The sequence below is a fragment of the Rahnella sp. PCH160 genome (assembly GCF_047784855.1).
Taxonomy (GTDB): domain Bacteria; phylum Pseudomonadota; class Gammaproteobacteria; order Enterobacterales; family Enterobacteriaceae; genus Rahnella.
This window is the reverse complement of the sequence record NZ_JBLOGT010000001.1, coordinates 4,607,572-4,627,730: the sequence shown is the minus strand read 5'-3', so window position 1 is coordinate 4,627,730 and position 20,159 is coordinate 4,607,572. Positions and strand designations below refer to the sequence as shown.

General features: G+C 45.6%; 17 protein-coding genes, 1 tRNA gene and 2 pseudogenes. 11 read left to right on the top strand and 9 right to left on the bottom strand.

The genetic code is table 11. The features are described from left to right. Positions 1-75: 75 nt before the first annotated feature. A complete protein-coding gene (locus ACM5QY_RS21670; protein WP_416122629.1) occupies positions 76-1,146 on the top strand; it encodes a DUF1176 domain-containing protein in 1,071 nt (356 codons plus the stop codon). Between the two features lie 89 nt (positions 1,147-1,235). Here the strand turns inward: ACM5QY_RS21670 and ybcJ are convergent, their stop codons facing one another. Both ybcJ and folD read right to left on the bottom strand, forming a co-directional pair. After that, positions 1,236-1,454, bottom strand: coding sequence for a ribosome-associated protein YbcJ (ybcJ, locus tag ACM5QY_RS21665; RefSeq protein ID WP_416122628.1), 219 nt, complete (start codon positions 1,452-1,454; stop codon positions 1,236-1,238). Positions 1,455-1,486: 32 nt separating this feature from the next. Next, positions 1,487-2,359, bottom strand: a complete 873-nt coding sequence (folD, locus tag ACM5QY_RS21660) for a bifunctional methylenetetrahydrofolate dehydrogenase/methenyltetrahydrofolate cyclohydrolase FolD (RefSeq protein ID WP_416122627.1) — start codon at positions 2,357-2,359, stop codon at positions 1,487-1,489. A 185-nt stretch (positions 2,360-2,544) separates the two neighbouring features. Between folD and ACM5QY_RS21655 the strand changes: the two genes are divergently transcribed. From ACM5QY_RS21655 to ACM5QY_RS21635, 5 genes and pseudogenes are all read left to right on the top strand, one after another. Continuing rightward, positions 2,545-3,462, top strand: a complete 918-nt coding sequence (locus ACM5QY_RS21655) for an L-lactate dehydrogenase (RefSeq protein WP_416122626.1) — start codon at positions 2,545-2,547, stop codon at positions 3,460-3,462. 147 nt (positions 3,463-3,609) lie between these two features. Beyond that, positions 3,610-3,686: transfer RNA gene (locus ACM5QY_RS21650), tRNA-Arg, on the top strand. Between the two features lie 195 nt (positions 3,687-3,881). Further along, positions 3,882-5,090, top strand: coding sequence for a tyrosine-type recombinase/integrase (locus ACM5QY_RS21645; protein ID WP_416122625.1), 1,209 nt, complete (start codon positions 3,882-3,884; stop codon positions 5,088-5,090). Positions 5,091-5,150: 60 nt separating this feature from the next. Then, positions 5,151-5,321: pseudogene (locus tag ACM5QY_RS21640) on the top strand (integrase); the annotation flags it as partial. 58 nt (positions 5,322-5,379) lie between these two features. Beyond that, positions 5,380-8,631, top strand: a complete 3,252-nt coding sequence (locus ACM5QY_RS21635) for a hypothetical protein (RefSeq protein WP_416122624.1) — start codon at positions 5,380-5,382, stop codon at positions 8,629-8,631. A gap of 631 nt (positions 8,632-9,262) precedes the next feature. Here the strand turns inward: ACM5QY_RS21635 and ACM5QY_RS21630 are convergent. From ACM5QY_RS21630 to ACM5QY_RS21600, 7 genes and pseudogenes are all read right to left on the bottom strand, one after another. Next, positions 9,263-11,185 carry a UvrD-helicase domain-containing protein gene (locus ACM5QY_RS21630; protein WP_416122623.1) on the bottom strand — a complete coding sequence of 641 codons (1,923 nt, stop codon included), beginning with the start codon at positions 11,183-11,185 and terminating at the stop codon, positions 9,263-9,265. Positions 11,186-11,195: 10 nt separating this feature from the next. Continuing rightward, positions 11,196-13,244 (bottom strand): ATP-dependent nuclease, encoded by a 2,049-nt coding sequence (locus tag ACM5QY_RS21625; RefSeq protein WP_416122622.1) that lies wholly within the window; start codon positions 13,242-13,244, stop codon positions 11,196-11,198. 82 nt (positions 13,245-13,326) lie between these two features. Beyond that, complete coding sequence (locus ACM5QY_RS21620; protein ID WP_416122621.1) at positions 13,327-14,073, bottom strand: HNH endonuclease; 747 nt, start codon at positions 14,071-14,073, stop codon at positions 13,327-13,329. Positions 14,074-14,282: 209 nt separating this feature from the next. Next, positions 14,283-14,557: pseudogene (locus ACM5QY_RS21615) on the bottom strand (type VI secretion system baseplate subunit TssG). 72 nt (positions 14,558-14,629) lie between these two features. After that, on the bottom strand, positions 14,630-14,926 hold the full coding sequence (locus tag ACM5QY_RS21610; RefSeq protein ID WP_463366394.1) for a type VI secretion system baseplate subunit TssG: 297 nt from the start codon (positions 14,924-14,926) through the stop codon (positions 14,630-14,632). Next, positions 14,895-15,329, bottom strand: coding sequence for a type VI secretion system baseplate subunit TssG (locus tag ACM5QY_RS26520; RefSeq protein ID WP_463366393.1), 435 nt, complete (start codon positions 15,327-15,329; stop codon positions 14,895-14,897). Before ACM5QY_RS26520 ends, ACM5QY_RS21610 begins: the two co-directional genes overlap by 32 nt. Continuing rightward, a complete protein-coding gene (locus ACM5QY_RS21600) occupies positions 15,329-15,577 on the bottom strand; it encodes a type VI secretion system baseplate subunit TssF (protein ID WP_416122953.1) in 249 nt (82 codons plus the stop codon). The genes ACM5QY_RS26520 and ACM5QY_RS21600 overlap by 1 nt, the downstream gene beginning before the upstream one ends. Before the next feature lie 357 nt (positions 15,578-15,934). Here ACM5QY_RS21600 and ACM5QY_RS21595 point away from each other — a divergent pair, with 357 nt between their 5' ends. The 5 genes from ACM5QY_RS21595 to ACM5QY_RS21575 all read left to right on the top strand — a co-directional run bounded on the left by ACM5QY_RS21595 (position 15,935) and on the right by ACM5QY_RS21575 (position 20,157). After that, positions 15,935-16,894 carry a 3-oxoacyl-[acyl-carrier-protein] synthase III C-terminal domain-containing protein gene (locus tag ACM5QY_RS21595; RefSeq protein WP_416122620.1) on the top strand — a complete coding sequence of 320 codons (960 nt, stop codon included), beginning with the start codon at positions 15,935-15,937 and terminating at the stop codon, positions 16,892-16,894. Next, complete coding sequence (locus tag ACM5QY_RS21590; protein WP_416122619.1) at positions 16,869-17,129, top strand: acyl carrier protein; 261 nt, start codon at positions 16,869-16,871, stop codon at positions 17,127-17,129. The genes ACM5QY_RS21595 and ACM5QY_RS21590 overlap by 26 nt, the downstream gene beginning before the upstream one ends. Continuing rightward, complete coding sequence (locus ACM5QY_RS21585) at positions 17,122-17,763, top strand: acyl-CoA dehydrogenase family protein (protein ID WP_416122618.1); 642 nt, start codon at positions 17,122-17,124, stop codon at positions 17,761-17,763. The genes ACM5QY_RS21590 and ACM5QY_RS21585 overlap by 8 nt, the downstream gene beginning before the upstream one ends. Positions 17,764-17,777: 14 nt before the next feature. Then, the gene (locus ACM5QY_RS21580) at positions 17,778-19,112 is read left to right on the top strand and encodes an MATE family efflux transporter (protein WP_416122617.1); all 1,335 of its coding nucleotides are present in this window, start codon (positions 17,778-17,780) and stop codon (positions 19,110-19,112) included. Between the two features lie 256 nt (positions 19,113-19,368). Further along, positions 19,369-20,157, top strand: a complete 789-nt coding sequence (locus ACM5QY_RS21575) for an alpha/beta fold hydrolase (RefSeq protein WP_416122616.1) — start codon at positions 19,369-19,371, stop codon at positions 20,155-20,157. Positions 20,158-20,159 lie beyond the last annotated feature (2 nt).

Below are 20,159 nucleotides of genomic sequence, written 5' to 3'. Positions count from 1 at the left end.
GCATTGTTGGCAGAGTCTTGGCGGTTGTTACGCTATTATCAAAAAAGATAATTTCGAACAGAGCAGAAACTCATAATGAGCAGATGGATTACCGCCCCTTTATGCCTTCTGGCCGGAATACTGGCTTTTAGTGTGCAGGCCGAGCCTACGCAGGCTATTTATAACGACTGGCAGGTCAGTTGTGACAATCTCAATCACTGTGTCGCCCGAAACTCTCAGGACGGGCAGGAGCTGGTGATGAAGATGACCCGTGAAGCCGGGCCGGAAGGGAAATCGACTATCAGTATCGATTATCAGCGCAACAGCAATGAACCTTCTTCAGAGTCGCCGATTGCCAACCGTTTGCAAATGAATGGCAAAACACTGAGTTTTAATCATCGTGAATGGGATGTCAGTAAAACACACCTTTCTACCAGTAACCGATTGGTTGTTAATGATTTTATTGCCGCTATCCGTGAAGGAAGCAGTATTCAACTGGCCGGTAAAGCAGATAATTCACAGCCGGTAAGACCGGTTATTTCACTCAAAGGCATGAAGGCTGCTTTGCTGGCAATCGATGCACAACAGGGGCGTGTGGGTACGAAAACGGCCTGGGCGAACCGTGGCACTAAACCGGTGAATACCGTTCCGCCGATCCCAGGCACGCCAGTTCTGCCGCGCTTCAGCGAACCTCATGCGTTGTCTGAAACTGAGATTTCGGCGATTACACAGAATGCCGCGACTACGATCGAGAATAACGATTGCAGCCTCGACCCGTCGGAACGTGAAGTGCATATCTTTGCCCTCAGCAGCGACAAAGCGCTGATGACGGTGAACTGCGATATGGGTGCGTATAACCTTTATGCGCTGGGGTTCCTGGTCTCACGTCAGTCGCCGTATAAAATGGACGATCTGGCGCTGAGCATGCCGTTTAAACTGGGCGAAGACGATCAGTCCCCGGAACTGATTAATGCCGATTTCGATCCGAAAACCGGATTGCTGACAACTTATGATAAAGGCCGTGGCGTCGGCGATTGCGGTGTGTCTTCACGCTGGATCTTCGATGGCAAAGCGTTCCGTCTGGCAGCTTTTGCGTCTGAGCCAAGTTGTGATGGTTACAGCAGCGGTGGCGACTGGCCGCTTTTGTGGGTCACCCAGGCTCCGTAGCCCGCGGTTTGTCGTAAAGCAGACATAAAAAATGCCCTGTCAGCGAAAAGCGTGCAGGGCATTTTTTCTAAGCGGGTTGGGTCAGAAGATTATTCGGACGCCTTCACCACGACTTTATTGCTGGCGAACTCAACGTTCTGGTCAGCAACGATTTTGCAGCGTTTACGGGTTTCGACTTTACCGTTGACCTTAACCTGGCCTTCAGCAATCACCGATTTCGCGGTACCGCCGCTGTCACACCAGCCCATAAATTTGAGCAGGTCGCACAGTTCAACGTGCGGATGTTTTTCGAGAAAAAAAGTTTCCATGTATTCCTGACTTTTTGTGTAGTGCTACTTGTTTAAGACTTATTGGCGCTGATGTCGTGATATTCCTCGCAAGCCTGCAAGGTATTCTGGATCAGCGTCGCGACCGTCATCGGGCCAACACCGCCCGGCACCGGTGTGATAAAGGAAGCACGCTCAGCGGCGGCATCATATTCCACATCGCCGACAACTTTACCACTTTCCAGGCGGTTAATACCGACATCAATGACAATCGCGCCCGGTTTAATCCATTCGCCCGGAATAAAACCCGGTTTTCCGACGGCAACCACAACCAGATCGGCGTTTTCGACGTGATGGCGCAGATTCTTGGTGAATCGGTGTGTTACCGTCGTGGTGCAACCCGCCAGCAGTAGCTCCATGCTCATCGGACGGCCAACAATATTGGATGCGCCGATCACCACGGCGTTTAGCCCGAAAGTATCAACGCCATAACGTTCGAGCAGGGTCACGATACCGCGTGGCGTACAAGGGCGCAGCGTTGGCGCGCGCTGGCACAAACGGCCCACGTTATACGGATGGAACCCGTCAACGTCTTTGTCCGGATGAATACGTTCGAGCACCTTGATGTTATCAATGCCCGCTGGGAGCGGAAGCTGAACCAGAATACCGTCGATTTCACCGTCGTTATTCAGTTGATCGATAAGCCCGAGCAATTCGCCTTCAGTAGTGGTTGCCGGTAAATCGTAAGAGCGGGAGATAAACCCGACTTCCTCACAGGAACGGCGCTTGCTGGCGACATAAATCTGCGATGCCGGATTTTCACCCACCAGCACGACAGCCAGCCCGGGAGCACGTTTCCCTTCCGCCAGTCGTTGTTGAACACGCGCTGCAACTTCGTTTCTGACTTGCTGCGCAATCGTTTTACCGTCAATAATCTTTGCTGCCATCAGGGAGTAAATCCATCAATTAAAAAATGCAGGGGGATGTCTCTATTTTGTCAGAAGCGACGGGCGCTGTCAGGCGTTGAATGCGAATAACTTGTTATCAGCGGATGAGAATTTAACCTGGGACAGTGGCGAAAAAAGTGTCTATTTTAGATGTGACTCTTTTTAAATCATGAGGAAAGGAATAAATGACACGTAAAGTGGGAATCATCGGTGCCGGGCACGTGGGTGCTGACGTCGCGTTTTCATTGGTCACGCAGGGTTTGTGCGACATCATTGTTCTGCTGGATGAAAATGAAAAGAAGGCCGCCAGTCAGTCGCTCGAACTGCGCGATATGGCTTCACTGACAGCTTCTCGCGTTCAGGTTATCGCTAACGATTACAGTGAACTGCATGACGCCGACGTTCTGATTATCTCCGTCGGCCCTAAAACGCTGTTACGTGAAGATCGTCTTGAAGAGCTTGCCGAAACCCGTGCGGCAGTTCGTGGCGTCATTCCTCGTGTCATCGCCAGCGGTTTTGGTGGCGTTATTATCAATATCACCAACCCGTGTGATGTGATCACCCAGATAATCCAGCAAACCAGCGGTCTGCCGGATTCACAGGTATTTGGCACAGGCACGTCTCTGGACACCGCACGAATGAAGCGCGTCGTCGGCGAGTTTTTTGGCTTTGATCCGAAAAGCGTCACCGGCTACGTGATGGGCGAGCACGGCGAATCGCAGTTTGTCGCCTGGAGCACCGTCACGCTCGGCGGACGTCCGGTCGCTGAACTGGCCCGCGATCGCGACGTTGATTGGGCAAAAATGAACGATGCCGTTCGCGGGGGGGGCTGGGAAATTCTGCAAGGGAAGGGCTGGACCAGTTTTGGCATCGCGACAGCGACAGCGCGTCTGGTAGATGCTGTATTGTCGAATGCGCAGAGTGTTTACCCGGTTTCTGCGTGGGATGAAGAACTTAGCGTGTACATCGGGCAACCTGCGGTGATTGGCAAAAACGGCATCGTACAAACATTGCAGCCCGAACTGACCGCTTACGAAAGTGTGGCGTACCATTCCTCCGCGCGTGTTATCACCGCCGCACTGAAATCAGAGCATGAAAAATAGCCGCCACTGGCCATAGAGTCTTAGCCGGCATACCGGGAATATCTGCAAATTGTTCAGGCATTAAGCAGAGAGTTCGAAAGCCATTGACTCAACCCGGTCTGCCCGTATAATCCGAACCCGCAACGCTCCCAATTTGGGACAAGCAATGCGCCCTTAGCTCAGTTGGATAGAGCAACGGCCTTCTAAGCCGTAGGTCACAGGTTCGAGCCCTGTAGGGCGTACCATTTCGAAGTAAATAGACGTCAATCGGCGTCTTTTTTTATGCCTAAAATTCAGCAAGTTGGTTGATTTTAGTGCGTCGAGATTCTCTGCAAGTCTACCTACATCTACCAGCATCAAGTAGTATCTGTTGGTATATGTGATGGTACATCCCCGTTCAATAAAATCTTGTACCAACAGCCAGCAACGGAGGGCCTTAAATGGCATTAACCGATGTAAAGGTAAGAAGTGCAAAGCCTACCGATAAGCCTTACAAGCTTACCGATGGCGAAGGAATGCATTTAATGGTTCATCCCAATGGATCTAAATACTGGCGCTTACAGTACCGCTTTGACGGTAAACAAAAGATGCTGGCGTTAGGTATCTATCCAGAGATTTCGTTATCTGAAGCCAGACAACGCAGAGATGAAGCTAAACGGCAAGTCGCTAACGCTATTGATCCCAGTGAACAGAAAAAGGTTGAGAAACAAGCTCGCAAAGCGACGGTAGAAAACACCTTCAAAGCTATCGCACTGGAGTGGCATGAGTACAAGCGCCCTAACTGGTCGAAGGGTTACGCTGAAGACATTATGGAAGCGTTTGAAAACGATATCTTCCCGGATATCGGTAAGCGCCCAATTGCAGAGATAAAGCCTCTGGAGATTCTCAGTTCACTTCGTAAACTCGAAAAACGTGGTGTATTAGACAAACTGCGCAAAATCCGCCAGGCCTGTAATCAGGTATTTCGCTATGCAATTGTCACCGGTCGGGCTGAAACTAACCCTGCCTCAGAGCTGGCAAGTGCGTTAACCCCGCCAAAATCTGTGCACTACCCTCATCTGTTAGCGGATGAACTTCCTGCCTTCTTAGAGGCTCTCGCCGCTTATTCGGGTAGCCCAATAACTCGGCTAGCAACAAAAATTCTGATGTTAACGGGAGTTCGTACTATTGAACTTCGCATGGCTGAATGGAAAGAGTTTGATTTCGACAAGCGAGTTTGGGAAGTACCGGTTGAAAGGATGAAGATGCGCCGTCCTCACCTTGTACCACTATCTGATCAAGTTGTGGCAGCACTGCGAGAGATCCAGGCAGTGACGGGCCGTTATAACCTTGTATTTCCTGGGCGTAACGACATCACCAAGCCATTGAGCGAAGCGAGTATCAATCAGGTACTAAAAAGGATTGGGTATCACGGGAAGGCGACAGGTCATGGCTTCAGGCACACGATGAGTACTATCTTGCATGAACAAGGCTATAACACGGCTTGGATTGAGTTACAGCTAGCGCATGTGGATAAGAATACCATTCGTGGCACATACAACCATGCGCAGTACTTGGAGCAGCGTAGGGAGATGTTGCAGTGGTATGGGGAATATGTGGATGGGTTGGCGGCTAGGGGAATCGCAGTAAATATTCGTAAAAAGGCATAAATTTTCTGCAGCTGCAGGATGAGCATCTATCGCTATAAGCAATGCTGTAGCTCGACGTAAATTGGGTCACAGCTTGCACATGTGGATTAAAACGCGGTTCGTGGGGCTTACAACCATGCACAGTATCTGGAAGGGAGGCGAGAAATGATGCAGTGGTATAGTGATTACATAGCTAGCTTGTCTGAACATAGCACACTACTGGTGTTTTATTCAAAAAAACAGTATGAATAATAATTCCAGTGAATAAACACAAGGTTTTGATGTTGGTGACAAATGGAGCATAACAATCATGAAAGTACAGGAAGCCAAATTTTCATCTAAAGAATTTCTAAAGCGTCGTCGCCCTGAAAAATTTTCTGATTCAACGATCCGAGAGACAGGGTCTTTAGATAGAGTTGTACTTGAGCATTTTCTTTCTACTCTAAATACAAGAAATCAAGAATTACAATTCGAAGATTTTGCTAAAAGAATATGTGAGAAAATAATTTGCCCTAATCTCCTTGAACAGACAGGTCCTGTAGCTGGGGGGGATGGTAAAACTGACACACAAACATTCCCTGTTTCGGAACAAAATAAGCTTCTTTGGTTCGAAGGTGTTAATGAAACATCAAATAAAGAACGCTGGGCCTTTGCGGTAAGTACACGTAAAGACTGGAAGAAAAAATGTCATGAAGATGTGCTTAAAATAAAAGAAACAGCTCGTGGTTATAAAAAAATATTTTGCGTAACAAATCAATCGGCTAAGTCAAATATTCGTTCAGAGGTTGAAGATACCTTAAAAACACAAACAGGAATAGATGTCCGTATATTAGATATTAATTGGATACTAGATCAAATCTACAAAAATCATTTCGAGCAATTGGTCATTGATACATTATCGGTTCCAACACAATATAATAGAGAAGTTATTTTTGGAGAAAATGATTATAAGAAGCACAAAAAATATGAAGAACTAACCGAGTATATTAGAGGGGAAATAAACCCTGCTGGAATTTCATATGAGCAAGTGGATTTTTTCTTAGAAGTTGCAGAGTTAAGCGCTGAGCTTGAAAAAGCGATAATTGAAACACAAGGTCTATTTGAAAGAGCTATAAAAATCTCAAAAAAATTTGGTACAAACCAACAATTGCTGGATGCGTATTATCAATACGCTTGGAAGGCCCATTTTTGGATGGAAGATTTTAACCTTTTCGAAGAAAATCTTCAATTAGCGTATGAATGTATAGCATCATCAACTAACTCCTCAAAATGGGAGAAAGTTTTAAACTTAGTAACAGTCCATAAAAGTTATATTAGACTTAACAACGCAACATCTACAATCGACATTGAGAATATCGAACGTAATATGCTCGCTAAACTAGATGAGATATCTGACGATGAATCTCGTCCCAGTAATGCACTTACAGCGAGAACTCACAAAGCCATTTATAAAATGACAACGTTTTCAGATGTAGAAGATGCTTCGGTTGTATTTGAAGAGTTACATGAAATTTTTAAAAGTAGTGGAAATTTAATAGGCTATCCCTTTGAGAAAAACTTCCAACTTTTGAACGAACTAGATGACATTTTTTTCGAGGTTGATGCATATGAGAATTTATTAGACTATATGACTGAGCAATCCGCTCTTAGAGGCGGTGAAGTTAAAGGGGCATTATTAAATCTACGAAGAGGCATAAAGAGAATTCAAAATGGTCACCCTTATCAGGCAATCAAGTATTTAGGAAAATCTTTTATTCCACTCTATAAAGAGGAATCACGAGATAAACTTATATTAGCATTAAAAGCAATAGCTTATGCTTACGAATCCATTGGGTTGCTATGGAGTTCACGTTCATGCTTGCTTCTATCCGCTTCTTTGATTACAGATAACTACTGGAAGTATGATGAGATATCATTAAAGCAGGTTGAGATTTATTATAGCTTATGCCTAACGGAAATAAAAATAGGAAAATTAGCACATGCCATTTTATGGTATGAATTGTTTTTAATAATTAACCAGAATATCAGTGATAGCTCGTTCGGTGATAAAGAAAATCAGCAAATTGATTTTTACATAAGCCAACTTATTTTGAACACTGATCTAAAGAAAATAAATCTACAGAGTAATATTCCTGATGAACTGGATAGATTAGGACTTTTTGTATCATCGGGATGTCTTAAATATGCTTTAGGTTATATTGAAGATTTTGAGCGTGAGTACGATGTTATTGCAGATTGTGATAATAATGATTTTTTGCAAAAAATACGTGACTTTGATGCAGGATTTAATAGTCAAGGCATAAAAGATAACCATGACAAACGAGGAGTATATACATCTTTTATTTTTGGATGCACCATAGAAATTAACTTTCCGAATCGGTCACCATTTATAGAGTTTTCAACTAATGTCTTATCACTTTTAGAGAGTGCTTTTGCAACTTGTGCGATTGATAACATCCATCTAAAAGAAGCATTTTTAATTATTGAAGTAATAGCAGATGACGAAGATGACTTATCCTTATCACATGAAATAAATAGCAATAGTGGAAAACTAAATCTTACAATAAATTGTTCTGGTTTTGATGCAAGTGATTTTATAATCGATGTTCAACGAAAAATCACCAATGAATTCAAGAAAATAGTATTTGATCTTGTCCCCGAATTATTTTTTATAAAAAATACAGAATACATTGAAAAAATGATATTCGAAGATGCTGCATTCGACAGAGCAATTAGTTTCGGTGCCTGTATCAAAGCTATTGAAAATGTTCTTGGAAATGATATTGATCAACAAATTAAGAAAATTCATTCCACAAGTGCTGAAAAGAAAACTTACCCTCTTCTAAGAGATAAATCCTGGGATAGTGAATTTCCGAAAGTGTTGGAGATCGAGGGTATAAATGATCCAACATTTGGAAAAGGAAGAATGCCTGAAGAGGAACTTAATTCCGAAAATATAACACATAAAGATTATTCCATACAAAGTCTAATCAAACCTCGTCTGTGGGATAGAACACGCTGGAAAGGGGTGGGCTTCGTTCAATTCAAAGCATGTCACCCAGGATTATATCTGTTATTTAAAGACTCCGGTGTGGGTGAAGATATTTTTAAAGATCTTATATCATCTGTAGGCTTATCAGATAATAAATCCAGATTACGTGTTTGTATCGTCAAAGGTATCTCAGTTAAAAAACCAGCTCATTATAGAGTACTGATATCTGAGAATATGAAGAATGCTCCAATGACTAAAAGAATGACGATGATCAGCCGAATTAACACGATGACTCCCGATAACAATGTCAACCTTGATAGATTCCTTGCTGCTTATCATTCCTGCGGAAAATTTTATCTCGGATGTGATGCAATGTTAAAGAATATTACTACAGATTCTCCACGAAAAGACAGTCTAGGAATAGAAATGAGTACGTTAGTTGTTAGGTGGGCATGGGAAATTGGCTTGAATGATGTTGATTGTATTGGTATCAATTTAGATGACGATGATCCATATATTCCAGATAATGTGGCTGATGCTCCATTATTAGAGTTGATAAATGCCAAATAGTATTATGCTATGAGGAACACCGCCTCTTTAATGGGGCGGGTTCAAAACAGTTCTTTGAAAATCACCTAGAAAACATGTATTAACTTAGAGCTGATCTGACAGTTTTCGGTTAGTTATAACAGTATCTTTCAAATTAAATCTGGCTTAAATGCTTCTCAGTTCAAAGGCATTTTAATAATGACAATAATTAATCTTAATTGTTGTATATAACACAGCAATCTCTGACGGGTTATTTCCTTACTCTACAACTCTACAACTCTACAACTCTACAACTCTACAACTTTACAACTTTACAACTTTACAACTCTACAACTCAACAATACATTCAAGTCCGTGATGTGATCGAGAAGACCAGCTCCGAAGGAAATCTTTGGATAACAACATCGTCCTTGGTCGACCGGAATACTACCTTGTCGCGGCTCTAACCTTCTGAATGTCTAGATATTAATCGAATGTATTACAAGGGTTCTGTGAACCACTGCTTTGCTTTATTGGATAATACAAGGTGCTATTTGTAATGCCCGTGTATGGCCCTACGCTGCCAGCATTCGTGTACAAAACGGTCGCTGCGAGTAAGAAGCGGGCATTTCTTAATCAAGATAATTGATGCATCATGCTGGCATGTACTTTTTCAAGTCACTTCTTCTATATGCCATCCTTTAACTACAAGCGCATCACGCAAAGTCTGCGAAACTCGGCTTTCGTTCGCTGCAAGGCATAACAATTTCGCAGGTCGAGACATTGCTACGTAAAGGTTGCGCATTTGCGCCTGTTGAGTTTTAGGAAGCTTTGAAATTTTTTTGGCCGCTGTTCCTGCAATATACTCTAGCCCCAGTGCAACATCGAACTTACGACTGGACCCACCGTAGGATTCAAGGATTAAAGATGCGGCATGAGTTTCGCCTTTCATCCCTGCAACCGTACCGAGTCCAATGTCGAGGCTTCTCCCCTGAAAACTAATTTCACATTTCGCCGAGGAAGCAGTGTTTAGTATCCCCCTCCTGCCAGCGTCTTCGAAAGTGCTCAGTCCCTTAAATATTTCAAGGCTTATCTCTTCGGGAAGGTATGGCTTAAGTTGCATGTATAGCAGTTCTGTCAGTGCATCTCGCTGACCATCTGCACAAAGTGCCTCCCCGGACAATGCGAGCTGCCGTGTTAACTTATCAATAGTTCCCGTGGGTGTAACAGCCTTTGCAGCTCGTGGAAGTGCTCGTGCATCACGAATGTCTTGCGCCCACGATGCACCAGATGCACGCAGAATAATCAATAACGCTCTGCGAACGTCAGAAACTCTTGAACTCAAAGATGTTTCTTTCAAAGCCCCTTTACTGTCACCGATGAGACTCCAGAAACTTTCGGAGCGTAGTCCTGCACTAAACTTATCTCCGCCATAGGTTGGACAGTAATCAAGAAGATGACGACCTGCGTCAACGTTGCTCTCACCGGTTTTGCGAGCGCTCATCGCCTTAACCTCTCGCACACCAATGTTGTCTTCGCTCAATTGGTCAATAACGATTTGACCAAAGCGTTCGACCACTTTGATTGCACTATCCGTTTTGTACAAGAGTAGGACTGGGGCATGGACATTTTCGGCCTCACCAACAACAGCCTCGCCACTGACACGGACACACCCTACAGCATCGGAAATTGATTTACCGAACCGTTTGCTGGTGCTTATACATCCATACCCAGCCCGTGGGAATGTGAGTAATTCAGCTTGTTCTTCATCAGAGATAATCTTCTGATCGATATCCCCAAAACGCTGCATCACTGACCGTCCATCGAAAATACGATTTAACAAGGACTCTTGATCCCAGGAGGTATCCTGCATTTGGTCGATGAAAACCATCGGGAAGCGACGATGGATAACATCAAGAAGCCTTGGGCAGGTTTGAAGCGCAAGGTCAGCAAATGCAAACATGTCACGATGCCGAAAAATACCCTGACACGCCAGCATATTTTTCAGTTCTATCAATGAATTGTATGATTTTGTGTGCGATGCGGGCAGGCTGCCACTTTCAACATGCACGCTAAGCGCCGCCGTTCGATAGAAGAGCGTAGTGGCGATACCTTCACCATTCCTCTGGTTTTCCAGATAAATGCGAAGGCCTGAAAATTTTCTCGTCAGCAGTAGAGAACGAGCTTTATCTGCGAACACCTGATCATCAATGACATCAATCTTCTCTCCTAGGCTACGCAGTAAGGGCATTGCAAAAAAATGATTGACGAAGCTATGGATAGTACCGATGAAATGGGGGTAGCTCAGAAGTTGAGCTCCTTCAACCGTTCCCGCGAGGCGATGTGCAATCTCATCGCGAGCAACGTTAGTGTGACTTAGAACACATATGCCTCGGCGTGCATAAGGCCATTTCCTAGCCAGCAACAAAAGTTTTGCAGCAAGAAGCGATGTCTTCCCACTTCCGGGTACTGCATTAAAATCACGCGATCCGTTTTCAAGTAGGGCAGAACGACGTTCAGCATCGTCGAAGTTCAGATCTCTGGCTAGCGTCGTCAGTTCGGCTAAGTCGTCTGGAGAGATATGGACAGCACTCATTTATGATCTCCTAAATACCGTTTGTTGCCGCGTTAGCCGGAACGGTAGAGCTTGCCGACATGGTTGTTGTTACTGCCGCCGCAGTTGCACCAGTCGATGTGGCAGCTCCGGTAACAACTCCTGTCACCGCTGAGGATTTGGATTTTGGGTCTATCGTCAGGTGTGATAGTGCAGTTTGCACGTATGGGGGTAGTTTATTGAACAGTTCGTCATCCGTGCCATACGCGCCCGTACAAACCAGATAAGCTGCATACTGAGCTGCTATGGCTTTCGACGCTTTTTTCTCTTGAAGAGGCTGATAAATAATTGCGGCGAGAGCTTCATCGGAGTGACCCGCAGCCTCCAGTGCTAACCAGTTTTTTTCTTCCGCTGCAAGTGTCTCAATTTCGTCGCTTTCCTCTAACCTTTCATCGCGAGACTTTGCTTTTACGGCAAGGGAAATAGCTAGGTACATCAGCTTAGCGCAACCGTAGTGTGCAAGATCATATTCGAGTGTCCAACGATCAGATACGCAGACGATCGTTTTTCCGCCTTCCGCACGGTCCTTCTTGTTTTGAACTACTTGCTTCATTTCATCGGCGTCATAATCAGAATCGAAGCGCTTACCCTGAGCGGGTTTTGAGACGTAGCTTTTTGCTACGTCAGGCACAATGTCCCGGTCTGTCAGGCATACGACCGGTATTGGGATATCCGGGCCGGTACCTTCTCGCTGGAGAATGCGGGCGTAATGGTACAGCCCGGTATTTCCAACGTTAACAAGTGATACACCGTGCTTTGAGAATGAGCGACCACACATCTCTGCAATAGCTGGTAGCAAGATTGCTTCAGCAGGCCCTTCCACCATCATGACACCGCGTGCAAAAAATAGATTCGCTTTGGTTGCATCGATAAAACGGCGAAGGAAAGAGTAGTCGGTACGCTTTAGTTTCGTTTTGCCGACAGCTAAAGGGAAGGTCTGTGCCTTGTGCACCAGTGTTAGATCTTCAATGCGTGCAGTTGATACCAAAGAAGGGCTGTGCGTCGTCATAATAACCTGAACCCGCTTATGCGCCTGATCATCGTTAGAGTGCTCTTTTAGGAGATCCATCACGCGCTCTTGCAACTGAGGGTGGAGATGCGCCTCTGGTTCCTCAACGAGAAGGAGGCCCAGTTCTTCGCCATCTCGCAGCAGCACCAGTTCAGTAGCCATAAACAATGCATTGTTATACCCAAGACCGCGAGCGCAACGAGCGTCAGGATCAATGTGTGCTCCGGGAAGCAGCGACAGCTCGAATTTCTCAAGAATAGGCGTGAGCGCTAGATTAGGTGCGATACGGATGCGCGACTGAATTGCATCTCCAGAAAATGCAAATTGGCTCAAGTAGTTGTCGTTGATGTCCTTCTCTACACTTTTGATAACTTGATGCTGACCAAGGTGGTGCTGAGTGAACGCTATCAGACCGACTAGTTGCGTAGGAATGTTAGCGGGCATTGTCTGATCGAAGTCGTTTACCTCTTGCCCAGCAATAAGGTTATGGGCCCCAAGAATCTGGGACAGACGTGATTGGCGCCCTGAACTTAACTCCGCCTCAGCATCGCGTAGTGGCCTTAAGTAGGTTGCTCGCACCAGCTCTCTTACCGCGTAACCCACTTCTGGCCCACTGCCATTTACTCCAGTTCGCACAATTGTTTCAACACGTGAACGCTTAGTTGCTTGGGGTGGGTGAAAGCGTGCCTCAAGATGCAGAATAAGCGAACAAGCTCCGTCTTCACCAAGTGTCAACCATTCAAGGACTGAAGCTTCCTGATCGGTACTTAGCCCACACAAAGTGGCTTCGATACAAAGGGTATTAGATCGAATTGCCCCGTGAATGTGAAAATCTTGCTCAAAGAGACGGATGTTTTCATAACTGGTCGTCAGCAGCACCTGGCGGATAGCATCAACGATACATGTCTTCCCTGCATCATTTTCTCCTACAAGGATGTTTAGCCCCGGATTGAGCTCCCAGTCGAGTGCAGGTGTGGATGTACTATCTCCAAAGGCACGATAGTTGCGTGCGCTGATGTGTTTCAGATACATGTTCTCTCCTTAGTAGAAATCTCACATTTGATGCATCGTAGATGAAACGGAATGACGACATTAAGTTCTAAATTCATGTTAGTTAAAGTAATGGGAAGCGGACTTTGATGCGAGGTATTCTCAGCATAGTGCCTTCCAGTGCTGTATAACGCAGGTCGTCTTTCGCTTCATCTGACAGGCGTATGATGCCATCAAGAATAAGCAGGTGGCCGGAATCCAGCAGCGTATGCAAATCCGCGGCGAGGCAGATTCCGTTTTCAACGCTCGCATTACCGCCGCTAGCGTGACTAACGATATGGGCAGCCTCGAGAGCGAGCCGTGTACCGGTAATAGCACACTGGTTTTCCCAGTTTGATATCACTGCACGTCTGAAACGTCCCTGTGCGGGGCGGATCTCCGCTCGGGTGTACTTTTTTTCAAAACTAGAAAAATGAGGTACCGATAGCCGTTCACGCTCTAACTCGCTTTTATATTGCGCATAAAGCTCGCCATTCTCCATTTCGTCAAGCTCATCATCGCGCCAGCCAGCATTCAACAACTTCCTACGTGCGGCGCTGTAATCACGGACGGATTTATCCGACAGGTCACCCCGACGCTCCAGCACAACGGTATGATCTCCGCGCCGGACAGACTTTGTTCTATCACCGACCTGCATCGCCTCCCCGCCGGATTCAGCAATAAGGTCGGCACGCCACGCGGCATGGAAAATGTTCTCGCCCACGTATTTATTCGCAGCCGCTGCGCTGCTGAAACGCTCGCCATCTACGTATACCCAATATCGCCTTTTTTTCATCCGCTCGGCTTGTTCCGGTGTGTAACGCTGCGTCATTAGCAAGATCCTCTTTGAGTGCATATTTACGACTTCGGTCTGTATATCGAAATGTGCCTTGTTGTTCTCGTCAGAGTATCAAATACCTCAACCTCAGATGTTGCGATCTATATTCCCGTTTTTCTCAGAGCCGATACATCGGCAGCGATAAGCTGAATATTTAGGCAGAAAAGGGCGTCCAGCGTTAACCGGTAAACATTTTCTTTATTTCAACGTTTTTTATCCCTTATCCGACCCAGTTTCATCGTCACCTGCTCCGGCATGTCATCCAGATTATCTTCCCGCAGTCCCATCACTACGTTATATCCCATCAGCAACGAACGGTCCCCAAGTCGCGGTAGAGGAGCCAGCTTCATCGGGATAGTGAGTTTCAGGCTGGCGTCGTAGTCGCAGCCCAGATACACACGCAGCAGGATGAAGACGTCTTCGCGTAGCTGCCCGCCGGGCAACAAGCCTTTGGCCTTGATCGGTCCTCGGTGAACATCTCTATGCCAATACAGTAGTTCGTATCTTCTGTATGACTGCCGAGGATCAGATGATCGCCCAGCCTTTGTTGCTAGGAAAACGAGAATCTCGCCCGTTTGCCTGCCGGCATCCGGGTTACCTGGTGAGGCTTCACCGTTACCTGCGTATTTGGCGCCTGGGTGTTGATCACGCTTACAATCCTCTCAGCGGTACGGGTGGTGCGGACTAACGATTGCAGCATTGCGAGCGACCGTGACGCGGGGATGTCGCCGCTTTCAGGGATGCCGGTAAACGCCATCAGGCTGCGTGAAGTTTTATCGATGCCGCCCGCTTCAAAGGTGTCGGGATAGCTGTATTTACGCCAGATGCGGTAGAATTGGGTCATCATCCGGTGGTTGAAGATGTCTAAAAGGCTTCCAGCCCTTCATGGCCTTCGCGCCGTTGGGTGATGTCATCGACATAGCTGCTCGGCAGCGGCGAATCGACGCCGTACAGGTCCATAAAAGTGGTGCGCACCGTGGGGGGTTATCCGGATGGTTCGGGTTCGTCTGCACCGCTTTAAGCTTGCTGACCGGAAAACCCATGCCCGGATGCGGCCGAAAGCGCACGGCGTCATCTTTGAGCGAAAAGGTGCTGCCGAGCGGTAGTTTTCGTGACATCTGCTGTTCGAGCAACTTACAAAAACGGAAGAAGTTGAAGGCGTGAGCACGGTCATTGCCGTCACGGTCCCGCCAGAACGCCGGCGCGTGGTTGTCTGGGTTTTCGGTGTTGTCGAAGTTATCCTGGCTCATTAGAACAGCATCCGCGTTAAGCGACGCTCAGGCCATGACCACTGCGTGCCTGATTGACTGAGCGTAACCGTCAGCTGAGTAAACCGGCGAATATCGACGTACTGGGTGTAAAACTTTTCCAGAATTTCGCTAAACAGCAGGGTATCGGCCTGGCCGAAGAACTGCGTTTCATCCAATGTTACGCGGATAGCCACTCTCTGCCAGCCCTCGGTAGGATAGTGGGAGGGTTTATAGCCAACGTGCTTAATACCGCCAATACGGTGAGTTCAGTATAATCGTCCTGTCCAGTAGGCAGAGTGCATGACACAGCGTGTCCATTTCTATCAAGCCGGCGATCGCTTGGGGGGCGGCAATTACATCACCTGCCACTTGTAAAGCTCGGCGGTGGGCGGGTAGTAAGGTATACCAGTTGTAAGCACTCATTAAGTAGATAACTCGATTTTTTATCAATGTTGTTCCTCCTAGACATTCACAATATTCCATTTTGGGGATTCAAAAATGGGATTTATTGGCCTTTGAGCAATTGCAGGCAAAAAAAACGTTTTTTTTTCTGGGATTATGGACTGCGTTTATAACAAATTTATAATAATTCCCTGTGAGAATATATGTTGCCACTTAATGATTTATGCTGGTTGCCAGAACGCATCTTTTTAAGACCATTAAGTACGCTTGAATTATCACATAATTTAAAAGAAGGTGAGCGTAAGGTACTTGAACGTTATTATTCTCTGAGCGCAGTAGGAATGTTTTCTGGTGACCATACGGTGATGTTACAGGAAACCCTTTCAACTCTGTTGATTGCAAATCTAAATGTCACTAAGGAACAGGGATATTTGGTCTATGCAAAAACACAAACGCATAATACTTTCTTCGATGCCCGCTGGCTTGATGAGATAGCGAGCAGTTGCGGAATAGGGCATTGGGAAAAGTTAACGGTGAGCCTGAACCACTGCGCATCAGCTCTGTCAGCGATTCATTTATTAAAAAACCGGGTAATGAAAAGCCAGCAGCCGATGATCCTCATCACAGGTGAAAAAGCTTTTCACAGTGATATTAATAAGCTTGATAATAGTGTTATGGCGGAAATTCCTGCTGCCATGCTCCTGAATGCAGGACGATCACAGTGGCAAATCAAAAATACAGCGGTGCGACATCTATCTTCATTTTATAATAATCACAGAGAAATCACGCCTTCCCGACGGCGGGAGCTTTTTTCATCACTCGAACAAGATTATTATGACTTTTATCTTTACGTGTTGGATAGGTTTAACCTTACCATCGACCATATAGATGCGATTGTTCCGGGTAATATAGATTTCCCTATGCTCAATCGTATTGCCGATAAATTGAAATTTAAGGGTGATTTTTTTACAGAACACATATCAAGATATGGACACGCTTATTGTTCTGATATTTTATTTAACTTGTCTTCTTTATTAAAAAGATTTGAAGGAAAAAGAATTCTCTGTGTTGCTATGGGGATGGGGATAACGATGTCGTGTATCCTGATTGAAAAAAACGAAATTAATGAGGTAAACCATGTCACAAATTCTGTCATCCGTTAATGATGCATTAAATGATGTAATGTCTACAAAAATGAATATAACGTCGGAAACCGATTTCAATGAAGATTTGGATCTTGATTCAGTATTATTTGTGCAGTTCTTATTAACACTGGAAGAAAAAATCCCTGGGTTGATGTTTGAACCTGATCAAATCAACCAAGATGCATTCACCACGGTCGGAAAACTTATTCAATGGATTGAGCAACACTTGCAGCTGGAGAGCTCTGATGTCTGAAGAAGAGTTTACTCGTCTTTATTTTATGTTTAGGGACCGTGAGCCGGCAGAAGCCTTTCGGCAGATGCGCCAGAAATGGGCCGACCCGGCGCGCGGTGTATTTTGCGGCGGGTATCAGCTGCTGGCACCAGAAGCTGAATTCTGTGTGGATCAGCGCGCTGAGTCTGATCGTATTTTGGCTTCACTCGGGATTTTATTGCAGCACACTGGCACAGAACCCATCACCGACAATACGATCCCTCTTATGGCTTCTTTTGCGGCTCGCTTAGGTCTCCTGAGCCAGATCCTTGTCGCGAGCTGGAAGCATTTATCTGTGCGAAAAAGTTTTGGCGTAAAAACCACTCGGCATCAGTTAGTGAAGGCGGATTTCGCCGATCTGAGCAGCCAGATAGAGGTGTTATTGATTCAATGGCAGATGCGCCTTTCGGCGCAAGATGTTGCTGACCCGGAAACGGATCACTGGCAGATCACGATGTTAACAAACCGGGCAGAAAAACTGATGGGAGGACATGGCTATTTATTAGGCTCGACGCACAGCCTCTCTTACCTGTCGATGATGATTTATAGTTTATATGGCAAAACCACATCCGGGCCTGTGACCACGCTGTCTAAAAATCAGGAGGTCATCGTATGAATACTTCACCTGAAATGACGTTGCCAAAACGTCACAGCCTGGGCAAAGATATCGTCGACCTGCTCAAATTAGCCTGGCCGATGATCGTTGTGGCGATAGCTGTATCATTTTCGCAAAACATTCAGACCGCGATTCTGGGGCACGGGAAAGAAACTAGTTCAATTTATTTGCTTTCGATGCTCCAGCCTTTCAGTTTTTTATTCTTGGCTATTCTGGAGTGTCTGGCTATCACAAATCAGGTTTTCAGTGCCCGTTCGCTGAATCAATGGTCCCGCCAAAAGGTATTGGCGGCGACCTCTCTGCTGGCGACACTTGGTATCGTGATTGTGGCGCTGCTGAGTGGCGTGACGGCGCTCTGCGCCTCTCTTTTGCAAATCCTGTTGCCGGTTGCCGGCAATGCATTTTATTCATCGGCATTACCGCTCTATTTTATTTCCATGCTGCCTTTTATCCAGCTCGAGATGTGTAACAGTGCACTCCGCGGGCAGGGGAAAAGCGCATTAAGCATGCTGTTAGTAATTGCGTATATTGTGCTGAATGCGCTGATTTGCTACGTCGGCTATCAGGTTTACGGATTAGGCTTCTATTCGATTATTATTTCAAACTCGCTGGCTTCTGCTTTGCTTATCCCTGTTGCTCTTTGGTTGGTCTGGCGCACAGGCCGTCATGTGAAAGATGACCGGCCGAGTGCATTTATTCCGCGTCTCAGTGGGCTTCTGTTTCAGGTTGGGATGCCGATATTTGCCTCTTTAGTAGTGTTATTTTTCAGTTCACTGCTGATATTCCCGTTAATCGGAACGTTAGGGGAGCAGTATGTCGCCGGTTTTCTGATTGTTACCAAGATTCGAATGTTTATTGTTATCCCCGCGGTGGCCTGTGGTTCCGCGCTGGCGATATTAATTAACCAGCGGCTGGCGATCAGTAGCGGAGAAGAGTTAAAAAAATTGCTACACCGAGGATTAGCTTTTATTTGTATTATTTATCTTCTGCTGACGTTAGGTGTCTATTTCACCGAAGTGAGCCTGATAAGAATTCTGTCCGGTGACAGAATGATTCAGGACGTCAGCAGCCAGATTTTACTGATCCTGTTACCGACATTTTTCCTGACTTCTTTTGTCGCCTCGCTTCAGTCATTACTGGAACAATTAGAACAAGCCAGAAGGGTATTAGTATTAACAGTTATCATCGAATTGCTGACCGTTGTCACTTTGCTGGTTGGCTGGAGTAAGTTCTCGCAACTACAAAGTATTATGAATCTGATTATAGTCTTTAATGTGGTGTACTTTATCGCGTTTGGTAGAGAATACTGGCGGCTGGCCAATAAAATAGGGAATGAAAATGTTTTATAGTTTCTTTTACCCCGTCCTTTTATTTTTATCGCTGGTTCACCAAAATTACCTGCGAGTTCTAGTCTTTATGAGATTGCGCCCGACATTGCTGATGAAGGCGAAAATAAGACCCGCGACGCATTATACCCGGGCGTGCAAATTAATAAGTTTATTCGACTTATATTCCTTGCATGTAATGTCCTCCTATCTATCCGCATTATACGCTTTGCGTCTTTTCGAAAAAACCCGGCCTTTACCCTATAAGCAGGGGGAGATCATGCTGCTAAGTCGTTGCGTGCAGGAGGAGCTTTTATGGCGCAAAACTTTTGTTAAGGTCTTCATTTATCCACAACCTGCTCCACAGGCAGAAAAAGTGTTGCTCCTTCACGGGTGGGATGGCCGGAGTATTATGTTAAGACAGATGGCGCAGCGGCTGCAGGAAAAAGGCTATTCGGTTTTTGCGCCCGACCTTCCTGCACATGGTATTTCCCCTGGAAAAAAAGTATCTTTCTATGATCTCTCGCGGGCCGTCATGGAGATAGAAAAACATTATGGTCACTTTTCTGTGATCATTGGTCATTCGACCGGAGGCTTAATTGGCTGCATGGCCGCCCTACAGGGGCTGCTTTTTAAAAGACTGATTTTAATCGGCAGTCCATGCAGTTACGGAAAAATGATGGACAGGTATGTCTGTAATAATAAACTGCCAAAGCGTATTGCCGGATCGATGAAAAAACTGTATCAGCTACGCTATGGTGTTCATCCTGATGTTATTGGTCCCGAGCTTATTGGTTCAATAACGCAACCTGTCATGATATTACATGATAAAAATGATCTCAGTATCGAACTTGATGAAGCCCTAATACTGAGTCATTCATTGAAGAAAAGTGAATTAATCGTTACAGAAGGAAAGGGCCACAATGGCGCATTACGTGACCCTGTTGTTTTTAATTATATTTCAAATTTTCTGAAAGACACTTTGCATGAGGAATTTTCATCGTGTTGTGAACCAAAGTTGTTATTGCGTGTAATGAATAATAAAAGATGGTACAAAGATTTTTATTGATA